Genomic DNA, 16,908 nt, shown 5'->3' with positions numbered 1-16,908 from the left:
TCAGTAATTGGTATGCACAGTTGATCTACCTCAACATTGATATTAATGGTTGATTAATATAGTAACTATTATCATTCCTTTTCGGCAGTCAAAACGCCTTTCAGATGGGGGGTGAAAGACGTTTTTACATCGCCGGCGTGTTACTCAATCAGCGCTGCACGAAATCCAGCAGCGTGCGAGATCATTCCATCCCTAGTTCTTTCAGCTTACGCGTTAGCGTATTACGTCCCCAGCCCAGCAGACGGGCGGCTTCCTGCTTATGCCCTTGCGTATGGCGCAGCGCGGTGGTGAGCAGCGTACGCTCCATCTCCGGCTGCGCTTCCGACAGTAGGTTTTGATGACCGGAACGCAGGGCGCGGTCGGCCCACTGCCCCAGTAGCGTCGCCCAGCTATCCGGCTGGATCTGCGTCGGGCTATCGGGAATCGAGGTCTCGAACAGCTCGCCCGGCAGGTCCTGGGTCAGAACCTCCTGGCCCGCCGCCATCACCGTTAGCCAGCGGCAGGTGTTCTCCAGTTGGCGCACGTTACCAGGCCAGGCCAGTCGCGTGAGCGCCGCTTCCGTTTCCGGATGCAGCTGCTTGGCTTCCACGCCTAGCTCGCGGGCGGCAATCTGCAGGAAGTGGCGCGCCAGGCGCGGAATATCTTCCCGCCGTTCGCGCAGCGGCGGCAAATGGACGCGAATCACGTTCAGGCGGTGGAATAAATCCTCGCGGAATTTCCCCTCCTGCACGCGTAATTCAAGGTTCTGATGGGTCGCGGCAATGATCCGCACATCGACTTTCACCGGCGCGTAGCCGCCGACGCGGTAAAATTGGCCATCAGCCAGCACGCGCAGCAGGCGCGTCTGGACATCCAACGGCATATCGCCAATTTCATCAAGGAACAGCGTACCGCCGTCGGCCTGCTCAAAACGCCCCTGACGGACGGTATTGGCGCCGGTAAAGGCCCCTTTTTCATGGCCGAACAGTTCGGACTCAATCAAATCTTTCGGGATCGCCGCCATGTTGAGGGCGATAAACGGCGACTTGGCGCGCGGGCTATGGCGGTGCAGCGCGTGGGCGACCAGCTCTTTACCAGTACCGGACTCGCCGTTGATCAGGACGCTGATTGAGGAACGTGACAGGCGGCCGATAATGCGAAAGACATCCTGCATCGCTGGCGCTTCGCCGATGATATCGGCCGTCGGGCTACTGATTGGCGCATTACGCGGCTGCTGCTGTTCCTGATAGTGGCTGATTGCGCGGTCGACCAGCGCCACCGCCTCATCAATATCAAACGGTTTTGGCAGGTAATCAAAGGCTCCCTGCTGATAGGCGCTGACGGCGGCATCCAGATCCGAATGCGCGGTCATAATGATGACCGGAAGCATCGGGTGGCGTTGTTTAATCTGTTTTAACAGCGCCAGGCCATCCATCCCCGGCATGCGGATATCGGAGAGTAGAACGTCCGGCGTTTTGGTGGTGAGGGCGTCAAGCACCTCATTGCCGCTTTCAAATGTGGTGCAGCTTAAACCCGCCCCGGTGAGTGCGCGTTCAAGTACCCAACGGATGGAGCTATCGTCATCGACTACCCAGGCTATCCCTCGTTGCATAAACACCTCTACTTCCGAATGGGCAGGTATACCGAAAACTCGGTATGGCCTGGCCAACTGGTAAATTCAATTTTGCCGGAGTGCTGATCGATAAGACTGCGGGCGATGGAAAGCCCAAGGCCAGTGCCGCCTTCGCGGCCGCTGACCATGGGATAAAACAGCGTATCCTGAAGGTGGGGTGGAATACCCGGGCCGTTATCTTCCACATCAATTCGCGCCGCCAGGCGATAGCGTACGCCGTGCAGCGTTAGCTGGAAGGCGGTGCGGGTACGCAGGATGATTTCGCCGCCCTCGGGCCCCAGCGCCTGCAGCGCGTTGCGCACGATATTCAACAGCACCTGCTCGATTTGTTCCGGGTCATGCGCCAACTCCGGCAGGCTCGGGTCGTAATCACGGGTCAGCTTGATGTTATCCGGCAGTTCCATTGACACCAGTGCTACCACACGTTCTGCGACTTTATGGATGCTTTCCGTGACGTGCATGCCTGGGTGCTGCGGTCCCAACAGGCGATCGACCAGGTTACGTAACCTGTCGGCTTGTTCAATAATCACCTGGGTATATTCCATCAGCGATGGATCTGGCAGCGCTTTACTCAATAGTTGCGCCGCGCCGCGTAGACCGCCGAGCGGGTTTTTAATCTCGTGCGCCAGACCGCGCACTAAATCGCGCGCCGCGACCTGCTGAGCGTGCTGCAGCTGTTCCTGACTCAGACGACGTTGATTATCCATCGGCGACATTTCAAGCAGGATATAACCTTCCGGTAGACGCTGGGCGGTCAAGGAGAGAATGTGCGAGCGGCCGTCAATCACCAGCGTCACTTCGTTATCCGTGAAGCCCTGACCCGCCCGCAGGCTCTCCTGCATCAGGCCGATATTTAATGAGAAGTAACTCAACAGTTCTGGTAGCGGCGTACCAAATAATTTACGCGAGCTTTGTGCCAGCAGCTGCTGCGCCGCCGGGTTGGCGTAATGCACCGCGAGGTCGTCATCGACCAATAAGATACTGTGGATCAGCGAGTTGAGGATCTGCCCAGCATCGGGCTGTGTGCCTGTTGCCATCTGACAGTCTCCTGAAATGGTTGCACTATTTTAGTGCAGTATAGCTTTTTATTGGTAAAAAGCGCGAGAGATCAGCGTGTTGCTGGAGAAAAAAGCCCATCCTGAGATGGGCTGAAAGTTTCCACGGCAACAAAATATCCCTGGCGCCCCGTGCCACAACACGGGAGCACCATGGATTTACAGCAAAATTAGACGCTGTAGTACAGCTCGAACTCAACCGGGTGCGGAGTCATGCGCACACGGTCATCTTCTTCGCGACGCAGCGCAATGTACGCATCGATCGCTTCATTGGTGAACACGCCGCCTGCTGTCAGGAACTCACGGTCCAGATCCAGTTCTTTCAGCGCTTCTTCCAGAGAACCGGCAACCTGCGGGATTTCTTTCGCTTCTTCCGGCGGCAGATCGTACAGGTTTTTGTCCATCGCATCGCCAGGATGGATTTTGTTCTTGATACCGTCGAGGCCCGCCATCAGCAGTGCGGCGAAGCACAGGTATGGGTTAGCCGCCGGATCCGGGAAGCGCACTTCGATACGACGCGCTTTCGGCGAGGTGACCACTGGAATACGGATGGAAGCAGAGCGGTTACGCGCGGAGTAAGCCAGCATAACCGGCGCTTCGTAACCCGGGACCAGACGCTTGTAGGAGTTGGTGGTCGGGTTCGCCAGGGCGTTGATCGCTTTAGCGTGTTTGATAACACCGCCGATGTAGTGCAGCGCTTGCTCAGACAGGCCCGCGTATTTGTCACCGGAGAACAGGTTTACGCCGTTCTTGGACAGAGACATGTGGCAGTGCATGCCGGAACCGTTATCGCCAAACATCGGTTTTGGCATAAAGGTCGCGGTTTTACCGAAACGGTGAGCAACGTTGTGCACCACATATTTGTAGATCTGAATTTCGTCCGCTTTTTTGGTCATGGTGTTGAAGCGGGTCGCGATTTCGTTCTGGCCAGCAGTAGCGACTTCGTGGTGGTGAGCTTCAACAACCAGGCCCATCTCTTCCATGATCATACACATGGTAGAGCGGATATCCTGGGAGGAGTCTACCGGCGGAACCGGGAAGTAACCGCCTTTCACGCCCGGACGGTGGCCTTTGTTGCCGCCTTCGTATTTGGTGGAGGAGTTCCACGCGCCTTCGATATCGTCAATCGCCACGTGGGAACCGGAGATAGAAGCGCCAAAGCGGATGTCGTCGAACAGGAAGAATTCTGGTTCCGGCCCGAACAGAACGGTGTCGGCGATGCCGGTTGCGCGCAGGTATTCTTCAGCGCGTTTCGCGATGGAGCGCGGGTCGCGGTCATAACCCTGCAGGGTACCTGGTTCCAGGATGTCGCAGCGGATGATCAGCGTCGGTTCTTCGTAGAACGGGTCGATCAGCGCAGTGGTGGCATCCGGCATCAGGACCATATCGGATTCGTTAATACCTTTCCAACCGCCAATCGAGGAGCCATCAAACATTTTGCCTTCTTCGAAGAATTCGGCATTTACCTGATGGGAAGGAATAGTGACGTGCTGTTCTTTACCTTTGGTATCGGTGAAGCGCAGATCGACAAACTTCACTTCGTGCTCGTTCAGCATCGTCAAAACGTGTTCAGCGGACATACTTAAACTCTCCCGGATTGGTCATTGTCGTCGTGGTAACGAACTTCTTACTGCTTAAAAGTGGCGTTGTTGCCTTAAAAAATATAAAGCGAAATCTGTGCCAACTTTTAAAAGTACGGTAAAACGCTGTATCATGCGCACCATAGTGCAAAAGGACTGCACCATGATGGAGATCATGCACCAAAATAGTGCTTCAGTGTGAACATTGAGCACCATTTTGGTGCAATTTTTATTGCGGTGCCCTTTTATCGCTCCGTGAAAGCGATCACAAACAAACTCTGCAATACTTGTTTGCGGAGGATCTTTGTGATCCTGTTCAGTACTTCGCTTAATACGTGTACAATAACGCGCTATTTCTAATGCCTGAGGCAAAGTTGTGATCGAAAATCTGCGTAATATCGCCATCATCGCGCACGTCGACCATGGTAAAACTACCCTGGTTGATAAGCTGCTACAGCAATCCGGTACGTTCGACGCACGTACTGAAGCACAAGAACGTGTGATGGACTCCAACGATTTGGAGAAAGAGCGTGGGATTACCATCCTCGCTAAAAACACCGCAATCAAATGGAATGATTACCGTATCAACATCGTTGATACCCCAGGGCACGCCGACTTCGGGGGTGAAGTTGAGCGTGTGATGTCCATGGTTGACTCTGTGCTGCTGGTGGTTGATGCCTTTGACGGCCCGATGCCGCAGACGCGCTTTGTAACCAAAAAAGCGTTTGCTCACGGTCTGAAGCCGATCGTGGTCATCAACAAAGTTGACCGTCCGGGCGCGCGTCCTGATTGGGTTGTCGACCAGGTATTCGACCTGTTCGTTAACCTCGACGCAACCGACGAGCAGCTGGACTTCCCGATCGTTTACGCTTCTGCGCTGAACGGTATCGCGGGTCTGGACCACGAAGACATGGCTGAAGACATGACCCCGCTGTACCAGGCGATTGTTGACCGTGTACCGGCGCCGGACGTTGACCTTGACGGTCCGCTGCAGATGCAGATCTCCCAGCTCGACTACAACAACTACGTTGGTGTAATCGGCATCGGTCGTATCAAGCGCGGTAAAGTGAAGCCGAACCAGCAGATCACTATCATCGATAGCGAAGGCAAAACCCGTAACGGTAAAGTCGGTAAAGTCCTGACTCACCTGGGTCTGGAGCGTATCGAGAGCGACGTGGCCGAAGCTGGCGACATCATCGCGATCACCGGTCTGGGCGAGCTGAACATCTCCGACACCATCTGCGACCCGCAGAACGTCGAAGCGCTGCCGGCACTGTCTGTTGATGAACCGACCGTTTCCATGTTCTTCAACGTCAACACCTCTCCGTTCTGCGGTAAAGAAGGTAAGTTCGTTACTTCTCGCCAGATCCTGGACCGTCTGAACAAAGAGCTGGTGCACAACGTTGCGCTACGCGTTGAAGAAACATCCGACGCTGATGCGTTCCGCGTTTCTGGTCGTGGCGAACTGCACCTGTCCGTTCTGATTGAAAACATGCGTCGTGAAGGTTTCGAGATGGCGGTTTCCCGTCCGAAAGTTATCTTCCGCGAAATCGATGGCCGTAAACAAGAGCCGTTCGAAAACGTGACGCTGGACGTCGAAGAGCAGCACCAGGGTTCTGTCATGCAGGCGCTGGGCGAGCGTAAAGGCGACCTGAAAAACATGAATCCAGACGGTAAAGGCCGCGTACGTCTCGACTACGTGATCCCAAGCCGAGGTCTGATCGGTTTCCGTTCGGAGTTCATGACCATGACTTCCGGTACCGGTCTGCTGTACTCCACCTTCAGCCACTACGACGATGTTCGTCCGGGCGAAGTAGGCCAGCGTAACAACGGCGTTCTGATCTCTAACGGTCAGGGTAAAGCGGTTGCGTTCGCCCTGTTCGGTCTGCAGGATCGCGGTAAGTTGTTCCTCGGCCATGGCGCTGAAGTTTACGAAGGTCAGATTATCGGCATTCACAGCCGTTCTAATGACCTGACCGTAAACTGCCTGACCGGTAAGAAACTGACCAACATGCGTGCGTCCGGTACTGACGAAGCAACGGTTCTGGTTCCGCCGGTTAAGATGACCCTGGAGCAGGCTCTGGAGTTCATCGATGACGACGAACTGGTAGAAGTGACTCCAACCTCTATCCGTATCCGTAAGCGTCACCTGACCGAGAACGACCGTAAACGCGCGATGCGTGGTGCAAAAGAAGATTAATTTCCTCTTCTTGCTGAAAGCTAAACCCCGCCTCTACGGCGGGGTTTCTTTTTGGCGCTTATAGAGGGCGCTGATAGTCAAATCCCTCCTTTCCCGCTACAGTTAATCTTCAACGGCGCGGAAGGAGACAAAAATGCTCTATATCTTTGATTTAGGTAATGTGATTGTCGATATCGACTTCAACCGGGTACTCGGAACGTGGAGTGATTTGACCCGCATTCCGCTGGCTACGCTCAAACACGATTTTGTCATGGGCGATGCTTTTCATCAGCACGAACGCGGCGATATTAGTGATGAGGCGTTTGCCGCCGCGATGTGCCATGAGATGAATATGCCGCTGAGTTATGAGCAGTTTGCTCACGGCTGGCAGGCCGTCTTTGTCTCCTTACGCCCTGAAGTCCCCAACATCATGCAAAAACTCCGCGAGCAGGGGCATCGCGTGGTCGTACTCTCTAATACCAATCGTCTGCACACCACCTTCTGGCCGAGCGAATACCCGGAAGTACGCGCTGCTGCCGATCATATCTATCTGTCGCAAGAAATGGGAATGCGTAAGCCTGAAGCGCGCATCTATCAAAGCGTTCTGCAGTCTGAAGGTTTTTCGCCGGAAGATGCGGTCTTTTTCGATGATAACGCCGATAATATAGCTGGGGCTAATCAGTTGGGGATCACCAGTATTCTGGTAACCGGCAAGGAGACCATCCCCAACTACTTTGCGAAGCAGCTATGCTAAAAAGCGTTCATCAAAAAATCAAACACCATACCAGGCCGCTGGTGGCCTGGCTTAAGCTGCTGTGGCGGCGAATTGAAGAAGACAACATGACGACGCTGGCGGGGAATCTGGCCTATGTGTCGTTACTCGCGCTGGTGCCGCTGATCGCCGTTGTTTTTGCACTTTTCGCCGCATTTCCGATGTTTTCCGATGTAAGTGCGCAGATTCGCCACTTTATTTTCGCCAATTTTATCCCGGCGACCGGCGATGTCATCCAGGGGTATATCGAACAGTTTGTGGCGAACTCCAGCCGGATGACCGCGGTCGGAGCCTTTGGCCTGATTGTTACCTCATTACTGTTGATGTACTCGATTGATAGTGCGCTGAATACTATCTGGCGCAGTAGCCGGACGCGGCCGAAAGTGTATTCATTCGCCGTCTACTGGATGATCCTGACTCTCGGGCCGTTGTTGGCCGGCGCGAGCCTGGCAATCAGCTCCTATTTGCTCTCGCTACGCTGGGCCAGCGAGCTCAATAGCGTGATTGATGACGTTCTACGGGTTTTCCCGCTGATTTTATCGTGGGCGGCGTTCTGGCTGCTGTATAGCATTGTGCCGACGACCCAGGTACGTAACCGCGATGCGGTGATTGGCTCGCTGGTGGCGGCGCTGTTATTTGAAGCCGGTAAAAAGGCTTTTGCTTTATATATCACGATGTTCCCATCGTATCAGTTGATTTACGGCGTGATCGCGGTGGTACCTATTTTGTTTGTCTGGGTCTACTGGACCTGGTGTATCGTCTTGCTTGGCGCTGAAATTACTGTCACTCTCGGTGAATACCGCAAACTTAAAAAAGAAGAAACAGAACAACCATGATTGCATTAATTCAACGCGTATCCCGTGCAAGCGTTACCGTGGAGGGGGAAGTGACGGGTGAAATCGGCCCGGGACTTTTGGTGCTGTTGGGCGTCGAAAAAGACGATGATGAGCAAAAGGCCAATCGTCTTTGCGAACGTGTGCTGGGCTACCGCATCTTCAGCGACGCCGAAGGCAAAATGAACCTGAATGTGCAGCAGGCAGGCGGCAGCGTGCTGGTGGTGTCTCAGTTTACCCTGGCGGCCGATACCGAGCGCGGCATGCGTCCGAGCTTTTCAAAAGGGGCTGCGCCGGACAGCGCGGAAGCGCTGTATGAATATTTTGTTGGGCGTTGCCGCCAGCAAGAGATGAATACTCAGACCGGGAGATTCGCTGCGGATATGCAGGTCTCACTGGTGAACGATGGCCCCGTGACCTTTTGGTTGCAGGTATGAGTCAGCTTCCGGGCAGGCTGCGGGTAACAAAAGAGAGTACAGCTATGTATCACCTTCGTGTACCGCAAACAGAAGAAGAGTTAGAGAGCTACTATCAGTTCCGCTGGGAGATGCTGCGTAAGCCGCTGCATCAACCGAAAGGGTCGGAACGTGACGCCTGGGATGCGATGGCGCATCACCAGATGGTGGTGGATGAAGAGGGCAATCTGGTTGCCGTCGGTCGGCTGTACATCAATGCCGAGAATGAAGCATCGATTCGCTTTATGGCTGTTCATCCTTCCGTGCAGGATAAAGGTTTAGGGACCTTAATGGCGATGACCCTCGAATCCGTCGCCCGGCAGGAAGGGGTGAAACGGGTGACCTGTAGCGCTCGTGAGGACGCGATGGAATTCTTCGCCAAGCTGGGCTTCGTGAACCAGGGCGAAATCACCACGCCGACGACCACGCCGATTCGTCATTTCCTGATGATTAAACCTATCGCTTCGCTGGACGATATCCTGCACCGTGGCGACTGGTGTGGACAGTTACAACAAGCCTGGTATCAGCATATTCCGCTGAGCGAAAAGATGGGCGTGCGCATTCAGCAGTACACCGGGCAGAAGTTTATGACCACCATGCCCGAGGCGGGAAACCAGAACCCGCACCACACGCTGTTTGCCGGCAGCTTGTTCTCTCTCGCCACGTTAACCGGTTGGGGACTCATCTGGTTGATGCTGCGCGAACGTCACCTTGGCGGCACGATCATCCTCGCTGATGCCCATATCCGATACAGTAAACCCATTAGCGGGCGCCCCAACGCCGTGGCTGACTTGGGCTCGTTAAGCGGCGATCTTGACCGCCTGGCGCGAGGGCGTAAGGCTCGCGTGCAGCTGCAGGTTGAACTCTTCGGCGACGAGAAGCTGGGTGCCGTTTTTGAAGGCACCTATATCGTGCTGCCCGCGAAGCCGTTCGGTTCGTATGAAGAAGGCGGGAACGAGGAAGAGTAACCCGTTTCTTACGCGGCTATTGGCCTGGCGCTTGCGCCCGCCAGGCGATATCACGTATGGCATTCCGGGCAGTCTGGCTGATTCCACCTAACTGAAAGAAACCGTGAATGACGCCCAGATAGCGCAGACAGGCGCTATCTACCCCTTGTTCTATTAGCCGTCGGTGCAGAGCTTCTCCTTCATCGCGCAAGGGGTCAAATTCCGCCGTCAGGATATGAACCGGCGGCAGACCGTTAAAATCTTCACGCCATAGTGGGCTGGCTTCCGGATGGGTAACGGAGGTTGTCGCGAAATACATTTCATAGCCACTGATCAGCGTATCTCGGGTGATGATGTAATCTTCGCCGTTGCTGACGTAGCTTGCCATGCAGGCGGTCGCGTCAAGCATGGGGTAAATCAGGATGAGCTGCGCTGGTTGCCATGCTCCCGCTGCTTTCAGGCGCAGGGCCGTGACGAGGGCAAGGTGGCCGCCGGCGCTGTCGCCAGCCAACGTGATGCGGGAAGCGTCAACACCAAGCCGCTTCGCGTGCCGATGGATAATGATAGCGCTTTGTTCCGCGTCATCGTGTCCTGACGGGAAGGTGTGCTCCGGCGCCAGGCGGTACTGAATGGCGATAACCCGACATCCGCTGAACCAGGCGAGCTGGCGTAATTGGTTGTCATGGGTGGCAAAGCCGCCGCTAACAAAACAGCCGCCGTGGTAGTAAAGGATGGTAGGTACTAAGCCGCTGGTATTTGGCGGCGAAACCACGCGAAAGGTCATGCCATCGAGCGTGATGTCTTCAACTTGCACTCGCGTTTCCGTTTCCCCTGCGAGGACGGCACTGGCTAGATAGCCGCCCCTTCGATCATCAATACTTTGCTCTCGCGATGACGGCCGTCCTGCGGCAATAAACTCGTTAACCAGCGAAGCAATACCTTTTTCCAGCGCCATGTGCGTTCCCTCTACTGTTTTAATATCCAGTGTTATAGCCTGGTTTTTATGGAAAAGATATGCCGGGTGCAGCCATGTTTGGATTCTGGAAAGCGGCTCGCAAAAGCACATTTCTCTGCAAGGATCGGCTTCTTCTTAGCTTTTATCGGGTGTAAATTGCTCATAATCTGAACGCCAATGATATACTGGAGGTATATATGAACATGATGGTTGAAAGGGATATGGGCAGAATACTTCTCGATTTATCAGACGATGTCATCAAACGGCTGGATGACCTCAAAGCGCAGCGTAATCTACCGCGTGCGGAGCTGTTACGTGAAGCCGTTGAACAATACCTGGAAAAGCAAGATCGGGCTAAGGAGAGCATTTCCGGCGCTCTCGGCCTGTGGCAAGGCTGCGAAGAAGACGGTGTTGAATACCAACGTAAACTGCGCGAGGAGTGGTAATGGTTAAGGGCGTCGCGCTATTTGATACCAATATTCTTATTGATTTATTTAGTGGACGGCGTGAAGCGCAACAAGCGCTAGAGGCATGGCCGTTGCAGAATGCGATTAGCTTGATTACCTGGATGGAAGTGATGGTTGGCGCCAAAAAGTATCACCAGGAACAGCGTACGCGGATTGCCCTGAGATCTTTTAATATCATTGATGTTTCACATGATATTGCAGAACGAAGCGTTGATCTGCGGCAGGAATATCGCATGACGTTGCCGGATGCCATCATTCTGGCGACGGCGCAGATTCATCGGCTTGAACTGATTACGCGGAACACGAAGGATTTTGCGGATCTTCCCGGCGTGGTCATACCGTACGAATTATAGGACGGGCGACTTGCGTCGCCCGTAACGGGATGCAGAACTTATTCCCCTTCGCCCGGGAACATGAACGGGTTAATCGAGCTTCTGGCGAAGCCTTCCTGTTCCATGCGAGCGTCGAGCACCAGCGAGGCTAAATCGTCGGCAACGGCTTCTACTTTCGGGTCTTTCTCCTGATACATAATCTTCAGGTAGCTCCCGCAGTCGCCGCAGCTTTCGGCTTTCACCGCAGCCTGTTCGTTATCCAGTGACCAGTAGTGCAGGTCGCGGCTCTGTTCGCAGTTGCTGCATTTAACGCGTACCACGTGCCATTCAGTCTCGCACAGGTTGCAGTGCAAATAGCGCAGCCCTTGAGTCGTGCCGATTTGCACAATGCTGGAAACCGGCATGGATCCGCATACCGGGCAGAACTGGCGCTGCTCGCCGTATTCGGCGCGTGCTTTACCTGGGATCAGGCTGGCCATTTGCGCCCAGTACAGCGACAGTGCGGCCCAAATGAATGGCGCTTTGTCACTGCTGACCGACGCGAAATCGGAAGCAAACAGCGCGCTGGCCATCTCTTCCAGCTCCGGTTCGGAGGCTTTTTCCAGGTTCTCGATAACCGACAGCGCCGGGCCACTCATCTCCGGCTTCAGCTCGGCGATCAGCGAATGCAGCAGCTTGTGCCAGTGCTTATCACGCGGCAGCACATGGATATCCAGCGGCGGCTTGCCCTGCTCGTTGGCCTCTTTAATGCGGGCGGTCAGATCCATCTGTAGCGGATGGTCGTACAGCACCACTTCCTGCGCATGGGCGATCAGCGCGGCAAAGCGCAGGTAATCGCCCAACGGGTTGTTGGCAGCCAACTCGCGCAGGCGATCCGCGCGGCGGTTATAAAGATTCTTCAGTCTGGGGAACAGTAGCGGCGGAATTGCTTCCGCCGTGCGTTTCTCGCTCGAACCCAGCTCGTCTTGCGGGATTATGCGAATACTCATTCAGTCTATTTTTCCTGTTTCTGGCGGACCTCACGGTACCAGCGCGGGTGATGTTTCTTCGCCCATGTCTTGGTAACCCAGCCTTCCACCATCGCGGTAATGGTGCCTTTCACCCAAAGGGCAGCGTAGATATGCACCATGATAACCACAATTAACGCGACTGCGGCAAAAGAATGCAGCATCAGCGCAAATCGGATCACCGGGATTGAGAACGCAGGCGCAAAATACGGACGCCAGATGATCACGCCGCTCACCAGCAGCAGTACCAGGAAAATAATCGCCGCCCAGAAAACGCATTTCTGGCCGAAGTTATAGCGCCCGGTATCGCCTACCTCCTCGTTGACGACGATCTTACGAATATTCTTCGCCCAAAAGATATCATCCCGATTGATTAGGTTGTGGTGCCAGTAACGGAAAAACATGATGATAAACGACGCAAACATCACCACCCCGACGAATGGGTGGAGGATACGCGCCAACTGCGGTGTACCGAGGATATGCATCAGCCAGTTAAATGACGGGAAGAAAAAGCCTAACCCGCTTACCGCCGCCAGAATAAAGCAGAAGGCGGTTATCCAGTGGTTGATACGTTCCGGCGCCGTGTAGCGCACGATGGTGTCACGTTTTTTCATTTGCGCACCTCGTCATCTTTCTCATGCAGGTTGTCTTCTTCCTCATCCGCGCGGTTCGGACCGACACCGACGTAGTGGAAGATGCTTGCGGCGAAGGTCGCGGCAAAGCCGACCGCTGCCAGCGGTTTCCAGATGCCTTTCCAGAATTTCACCGTTTGGCTGATTTCCGGATTCTCCGGCAGACCGTGGTACAGATTCGGTTTATCGGCGTGGTGCAGCACGTACATGACGTGGGTGCCGCCGACGCCAGCCGGATCGTACAGGCCCGCGTTGTCGTAACCACGGGTTTTCAGTTCTGCGACGCGCTCGCCAGCCAGCGTTTTCATATCCTCTTTAGAACCAAAGTGGATAGCGCCGGTTGGGCAGGTTTTCACGCAGGCGGGTTCCTGGCCGACATTTACCCGGTCTACGCACAGCGTGCATTTATAGACGCGGTTGTCTTCCGGGTTCAGTCGCGGCACATCGAACGGACAACCCGCGATGCAGTAGCCGCAGCCGATACACTGCTCGGACTGGAAATCGACGATGCCGTTAGCGTACTGAATGATGGCGCCTTCCGCTGGGCAAGCTTTCAGGCAGCCCGGGTCAGCGCAGTGCATACAGCCATCCTTACGGATAAGCCATTCCAGCTTGTCGTTTTGTTCCACTTCAGAGAAACGCATGACCGTCCATGACTTCGCGGTCAGGTCCGCCGGGTTGTCGTACACCCCGACGTTGTGACCCACTTCGTCACGAATATCGTTCCATTCAGAGCAGGCCACCTGACAGGCTTTGCAGCCGATACAGGTGGTGACGTCGATAAGCTTCGCCACTTCCTGTTGGTGTTCCCGCGCCTGAGGCGCGGGGGTGAAACCGTTAGTCGCGGAACGACGAATAATATCTTGCGATTGATAAGCCATAAGTCGTCTCCGTTACGCCTTTTCCACATTCACGAGGAAGGCCTTGAACTCCGGCGTCTGCGTGTTGGCATCGCCGACAAATGGCGTCAGCGTATTGGCGATAAAGCCTTTTTTCGCCACGCCTTCGTAGCCCCAGTGAATAGGAATACCGATGGTATCCACCTCTTTACCGTGAACCTGCAGCGTACGAATACGCTTGGTCACCACCGCCTTGGCTTTAATATAGCCGCGGTTAGAGGAGACCTTCACGGTATCGCCATGGCCGATGCCGAGCTTATTCGCCAGTTTTTCACCGATCTCCACAAACTGTTCCGGCTGCGCGATAGCGTTAAGGAGTGCGTGCTTGGTCCAGTAGTGGAAGTGTTCGGTCAGGCGGTAAGTGGTGCCGACGTACGGGAACTTCTCGGCTTTACCCATTTGCTCAAGATCGTCTTTGAAGACGCGGGCGGCTGGGTTCGAGACCACGTTCGGGTGCAGCGGGTTAGTACCCAGCGGCGTTTCAAACGGTTCGTAGTGTTCCGGGAACGGACCTTCCGCCATCTTATCAAGAGCGAACAGACGACCCATGCCTTCCGGCTGCATGATAAACGGACCGACATCGCTGCCAGGGGCGGCGGTACTGTAGTCCGGAATATCCATCCCGCTCCATTTCGCGCCGTCCCATTTCAGCAGTTGACGCTTCGGATCCCACGGTTTGCCCTGCGGGTCAGCGGAGGCGCGGTTGTACAGGATGCGGCGGTTTAGCGGCCACGCCCAGGCCCAGCCCAACGTATTACCAAGACCTGACGGGTCGGCGTTATCGCGGCGAGCCATTTGGTTGCCTTCCGGCGTCCAGCTGCCGGCAAAGATCCAGCAGCCGCTGGCGGTGGTGCCGTCATCACGCAGCTGCGCGAAGGAGCTTAGCTGTTGTCCTTTCTTGACAATCACCGCGCCGGTTGCCGGGTCGATGATATCCGCCAGCGCTTTACCGTTGCTTTCCATCGCCACTTCTTCAGACGCGGGTTCATGCGGCGTGGAGTAGTCCCACGTCATGTTGAGCACCGGCTCCGTCGTTGGGCCGCCTTCTTCGGCATACATCTTACGCAGGCGTAAGAAGATACCGGCGAGGATTTCGCCATCGGTGACGGCGATCCCTGGGGCATCCGCACCTTTCCAGTGCCACTGCAGCCAGCGGCCGGAGTTAACGATAGAACCGTTCTCTTCGGCGAAGCAGGTGGACGGCAGACGGAACACTTCGGTCTGGATTTTCGACGAATCAACATCATTCGACTCACCGTGGTTTTGCCAGAAGGTGGACGTTTCGGTGTTGAGCGGATCGATGGTCACCAGGAATTTCAGCTTCGACAGGGAGGCCACGACCTTGTTTTTATTCGGGAACGAGGCGACCGGGTTAAAGCCCTGGCAAATATAGCCATTCACTTTGCCCTGGTTCATCATGTCGAAATACTGCAGGACGTCGTAGCTCTTATCCCACTTCGGCAACCAGTCAAAGCCCCAGTTGTTCTCTGCCGTGGCCTTGTCGCCGAAGAATGCCTTCATCATTGAGACGAAGAACTTCGGATAGTTGCTCCAGTAGTTAACCTGGTCTTTCAGCAGTGGCTTCGGCGTGTTGGCGCTCAGGTAAGTCTGCAGATCGGCCTGTTTTTCACTCGGCAACGACATGTAACCGGTCAAGCTGGTGGAAAGCAAGCCGAGGTCGGTCAGACCCTGGATATTGGAGTGGCCGCGCAGGGCGTTGACGCCGCCGCCGGCCATCCCCATGTTGCCAAGCAGCAGTTGGATCATCGCCATGGTGCGGATGTTTTGCGCGCCGATGGAGTGTTGGGTCCAGCCGAGGGCATACAGGAACGACGCGGTTTTATCCGGCGCGCTGGTTTCTGCAATATATTCACAAACTTTGAGGAAGTCGGCTTGCGGCGTACCGCAGATGTTTTCGACGACATCCGGCGTATAGCGGGAAACGTGCTGTTTCAGCAGATTCCAGACGCAGCGCGGATGTTGCAGCGTAGTATCGCGTTTGGCGAAGCCGTTCTCATCCAGCTCATAGTTCCAGCTGGTTTTGTCGTACTGGCGTTTTTCGGCGTCATAGCCGCTGAACAAACCGTCATCGAAGCTGTAGTCCTCACGCACGATCAGGCTGGCGTTGGTGTAGGCTTCGGTGTATTCACGGTTGAATTTTTCGTTATTCAGCAGGTACAGGATAACGCCCGACAGGAAGGTAATGTCGGTACCGGAACGAATTGGGGTATAGAAGTCAGCCACCGACGCCGTACGCGTAAAGCGCGGGTCGATAACGATAAGCTTCGCACCATTATGAATTTTGGCTTCCATCGCCCAGCGGAATCCCACTGGATGCGCTTCAGCGGCGTTGCCGCCCATAACCACAACAAGGTTGGCGTTCTTAATATCAACCCAGTGGTTAGTCATCGCACCGCGACCAAATGTTGGAGCAAGACTTGCTACCGTTGGTCCGTGTCAGACACGCGCCTGGTTATCCACCGCCAGCATCCCGAGGGCGCGGGTGAATTTTTGTGTTAAATAGCCGGTTTCGTTACTGGAAGCGGAGGCGCACAGCATACCGGTGGTTAGCCAACGGTTAACGGTGGTGCCAGCGCTGTTCTGCGCGATAAAGTTGGCATCGCGGTCTTCTTTCATCAGCTTCGCGATACGATCGAACGCTTCATCCCAGCTGATTTGCTGCCATTTATCAGAGCCTGGCGCACGATATTCCGGGAATTTCAGGCGGCTTTCAGAATGGATAAAGTCCACCAGACCGGCCCCTTTCGGGCAGAGCGCACCACGGTTTACCGGATGATCCGGATCGCCTTCGATATGGAAAATGGATGCTTTAGCATTTTTTGCGCCGTCGCCGAGGCTATACATCAATAGCCCGCAGCCGACAGAACAGTACGTACAGGTGTTGCGGGTTTCGCGAGTCCGCAGCAGCTTATACTGCCGGGTTTCCGCGAGCGCAGTCGCCGGGGCGAAGCCCAGCGCTGCTGCCGTTGTGCCTGCCATACCGCCAGCGCAGATCTTAAAGAACTGCCTTCTGCTGACCTGCATGGTTCGCTCCTTGTTTCGACATTGTCACATGTAGTTATTTACTTTGCGGTAGAGGCTGCAAAGGTTCAGAATTGGACTAATTTCCCTCGCTCCCGGAGGGATATAAAAACAGAATACCACATTGTGTGTATGCCTGTT

General features: G+C 55.0%; 15 protein-coding genes. 7 read left to right on the top strand and 8 right to left on the bottom strand.

What is annotated here, in order from left to right; all coding sequences use genetic code 11:
- Positions 1–181 precede the first annotated feature (181 nt).
- The 3 genes from glnG to glnA form a co-directional block, all read right to left on the bottom strand.
- The gene (gene glnG, locus PYR66_22700; protein ID WEF28031.1) at positions 182–1,591 is read right to left on the bottom strand and encodes a nitrogen regulation protein NR(I); all 1,410 of its coding nucleotides are present in this window, start codon (positions 1,589–1,591) and stop codon (positions 182–184) included.
- Positions 1,592–1,599: 8 nt separating this feature from the next.
- Positions 1,600–2,649, bottom strand: coding sequence for a nitrogen regulation protein NR(II) (gene glnL / locus PYR66_22695; GenBank protein ID WEF28030.1), 1,050 nt, complete (start codon positions 2,647–2,649; stop codon positions 1,600–1,602).
- Between the two features lie 188 nt (positions 2,650–2,837).
- On the bottom strand, positions 2,838–4,247 hold the full coding sequence (gene glnA, locus PYR66_22690; GenBank protein WEF28029.1) for a glutamate--ammonia ligase: 1,410 nt from the start codon (positions 4,245–4,247) through the stop codon (positions 2,838–2,840).
- A 376-nt stretch (positions 4,248–4,623) separates the two neighbouring features.
- Here glnA and typA point away from each other — a divergent pair, with 376 nt between their 5' ends.
- From typA to fabY, 5 genes are all read left to right on the top strand, one after another.
- On the top strand, positions 4,624–6,447 hold the full coding sequence (gene typA / locus PYR66_22685) for a ribosome-dependent GTPase TypA (GenBank protein WEF28028.1): 1,824 nt from the start codon (positions 4,624–4,626) through the stop codon (positions 6,445–6,447).
- Between the two features lie 133 nt (positions 6,448–6,580).
- Positions 6,581–7,180, top strand: a complete 600-nt coding sequence (gene yihX, locus PYR66_22680) for a glucose-1-phosphatase (protein ID WEF28027.1) — start codon at positions 6,581–6,583, stop codon at positions 7,178–7,180.
- Positions 7,174–8,034 carry a virulence factor BrkB family protein gene (locus tag PYR66_22675; GenBank protein WEF28026.1) on the top strand — a complete coding sequence of 287 codons (861 nt, stop codon included), beginning with the start codon at positions 7,174–7,176 and terminating at the stop codon, positions 8,032–8,034. Before yihX ends, PYR66_22675 begins: the two co-directional genes overlap by 7 nt.
- Positions 8,031–8,468 (top strand): D-aminoacyl-tRNA deacylase, encoded by a 438-nt coding sequence (dtd, locus tag PYR66_22670; protein WEF28025.1) that lies wholly within the window; start codon positions 8,031–8,033, stop codon positions 8,466–8,468. The genes PYR66_22675 and dtd overlap by 4 nt, the downstream gene beginning before the upstream one ends.
- Before the next feature lie 44 nt (positions 8,469–8,512).
- A complete protein-coding gene (fabY, locus tag PYR66_22665) occupies positions 8,513–9,454 on the top strand; it encodes a fatty acid biosynthesis protein FabY (protein ID WEF28024.1) in 942 nt (313 codons plus the stop codon).
- Positions 9,455–9,470: 16 nt separating this feature from the next.
- Here the strand turns inward: fabY and PYR66_22660 are convergent, their stop codons facing one another.
- Positions 9,471–10,388: an alpha/beta hydrolase gene (locus PYR66_22660; GenBank protein WEF28023.1), complete on the bottom strand. Its 918-nt coding sequence runs from the start codon at positions 10,386–10,388 to the stop codon at positions 9,471–9,473.
- A gap of 203 nt (positions 10,389–10,591) precedes the next feature.
- Between PYR66_22660 and PYR66_22655 the strand changes: the two genes are divergently transcribed.
- Complete coding sequence (locus PYR66_22655; protein ID WEF30531.1) at positions 10,592–10,834, top strand: ribbon-helix-helix domain-containing protein; 243 nt, start codon at positions 10,592–10,594, stop codon at positions 10,832–10,834.
- Positions 10,834–11,208 carry a type II toxin-antitoxin system VapC family toxin gene (locus PYR66_22650; GenBank protein WEF28022.1) on the top strand — a complete coding sequence of 125 codons (375 nt, stop codon included), beginning with the start codon at positions 10,834–10,836 and terminating at the stop codon, positions 11,206–11,208. Before PYR66_22655 ends, PYR66_22650 begins: the two co-directional genes overlap by 1 nt.
- Positions 11,209–11,246: 38 nt before the next feature.
- On the opposite strand, the gene fdhE is transcribed toward PYR66_22650, so the two are convergent.
- From fdhE to fdnG, 4 genes are read right to left on the bottom strand one after another with little or no spacing between them, the layout of a single operon-like run.
- A complete protein-coding gene (fdhE, locus tag PYR66_22645; GenBank protein ID WEF28021.1) occupies positions 11,247–12,176 on the bottom strand; it encodes a formate dehydrogenase accessory protein FdhE in 930 nt (309 codons plus the stop codon).
- Positions 12,177–12,181: 5 nt separating this feature from the next.
- The gene (fdoI, locus tag PYR66_22640) at positions 12,182–12,808 is read right to left on the bottom strand and encodes a formate dehydrogenase cytochrome b556 subunit (protein WEF28020.1); all 627 of its coding nucleotides are present in this window, start codon (positions 12,806–12,808) and stop codon (positions 12,182–12,184) included.
- Positions 12,805–13,707, bottom strand: a complete 903-nt coding sequence (gene fdxH, locus PYR66_22635; GenBank protein ID WEF28019.1) for a formate dehydrogenase subunit beta — start codon at positions 13,705–13,707, stop codon at positions 12,805–12,807. Before fdxH ends, fdoI begins: the two co-directional genes overlap by 4 nt.
- A 12-nt stretch (positions 13,708–13,719) precedes the next feature.
- Positions 13,720–16,770: a formate dehydrogenase-N subunit alpha gene (gene fdnG, locus PYR66_22630; GenBank protein ID WEF28018.1), complete on the bottom strand. Its 3,051-nt coding sequence runs from the start codon at positions 16,768–16,770 to the stop codon at positions 13,720–13,722.
- Positions 16,771–16,908: the final 138 nt, after the last annotated feature.

This window comes from Klebsiella aerogenes, assembly GCA_029027985.1.
GTDB lineage: Bacteria > Pseudomonadota > Gammaproteobacteria > Enterobacterales > Enterobacteriaceae > Klebsiella > Klebsiella aerogenes_A.
This window is presented reverse-complemented; position numbering and strand designations above follow the sequence as displayed.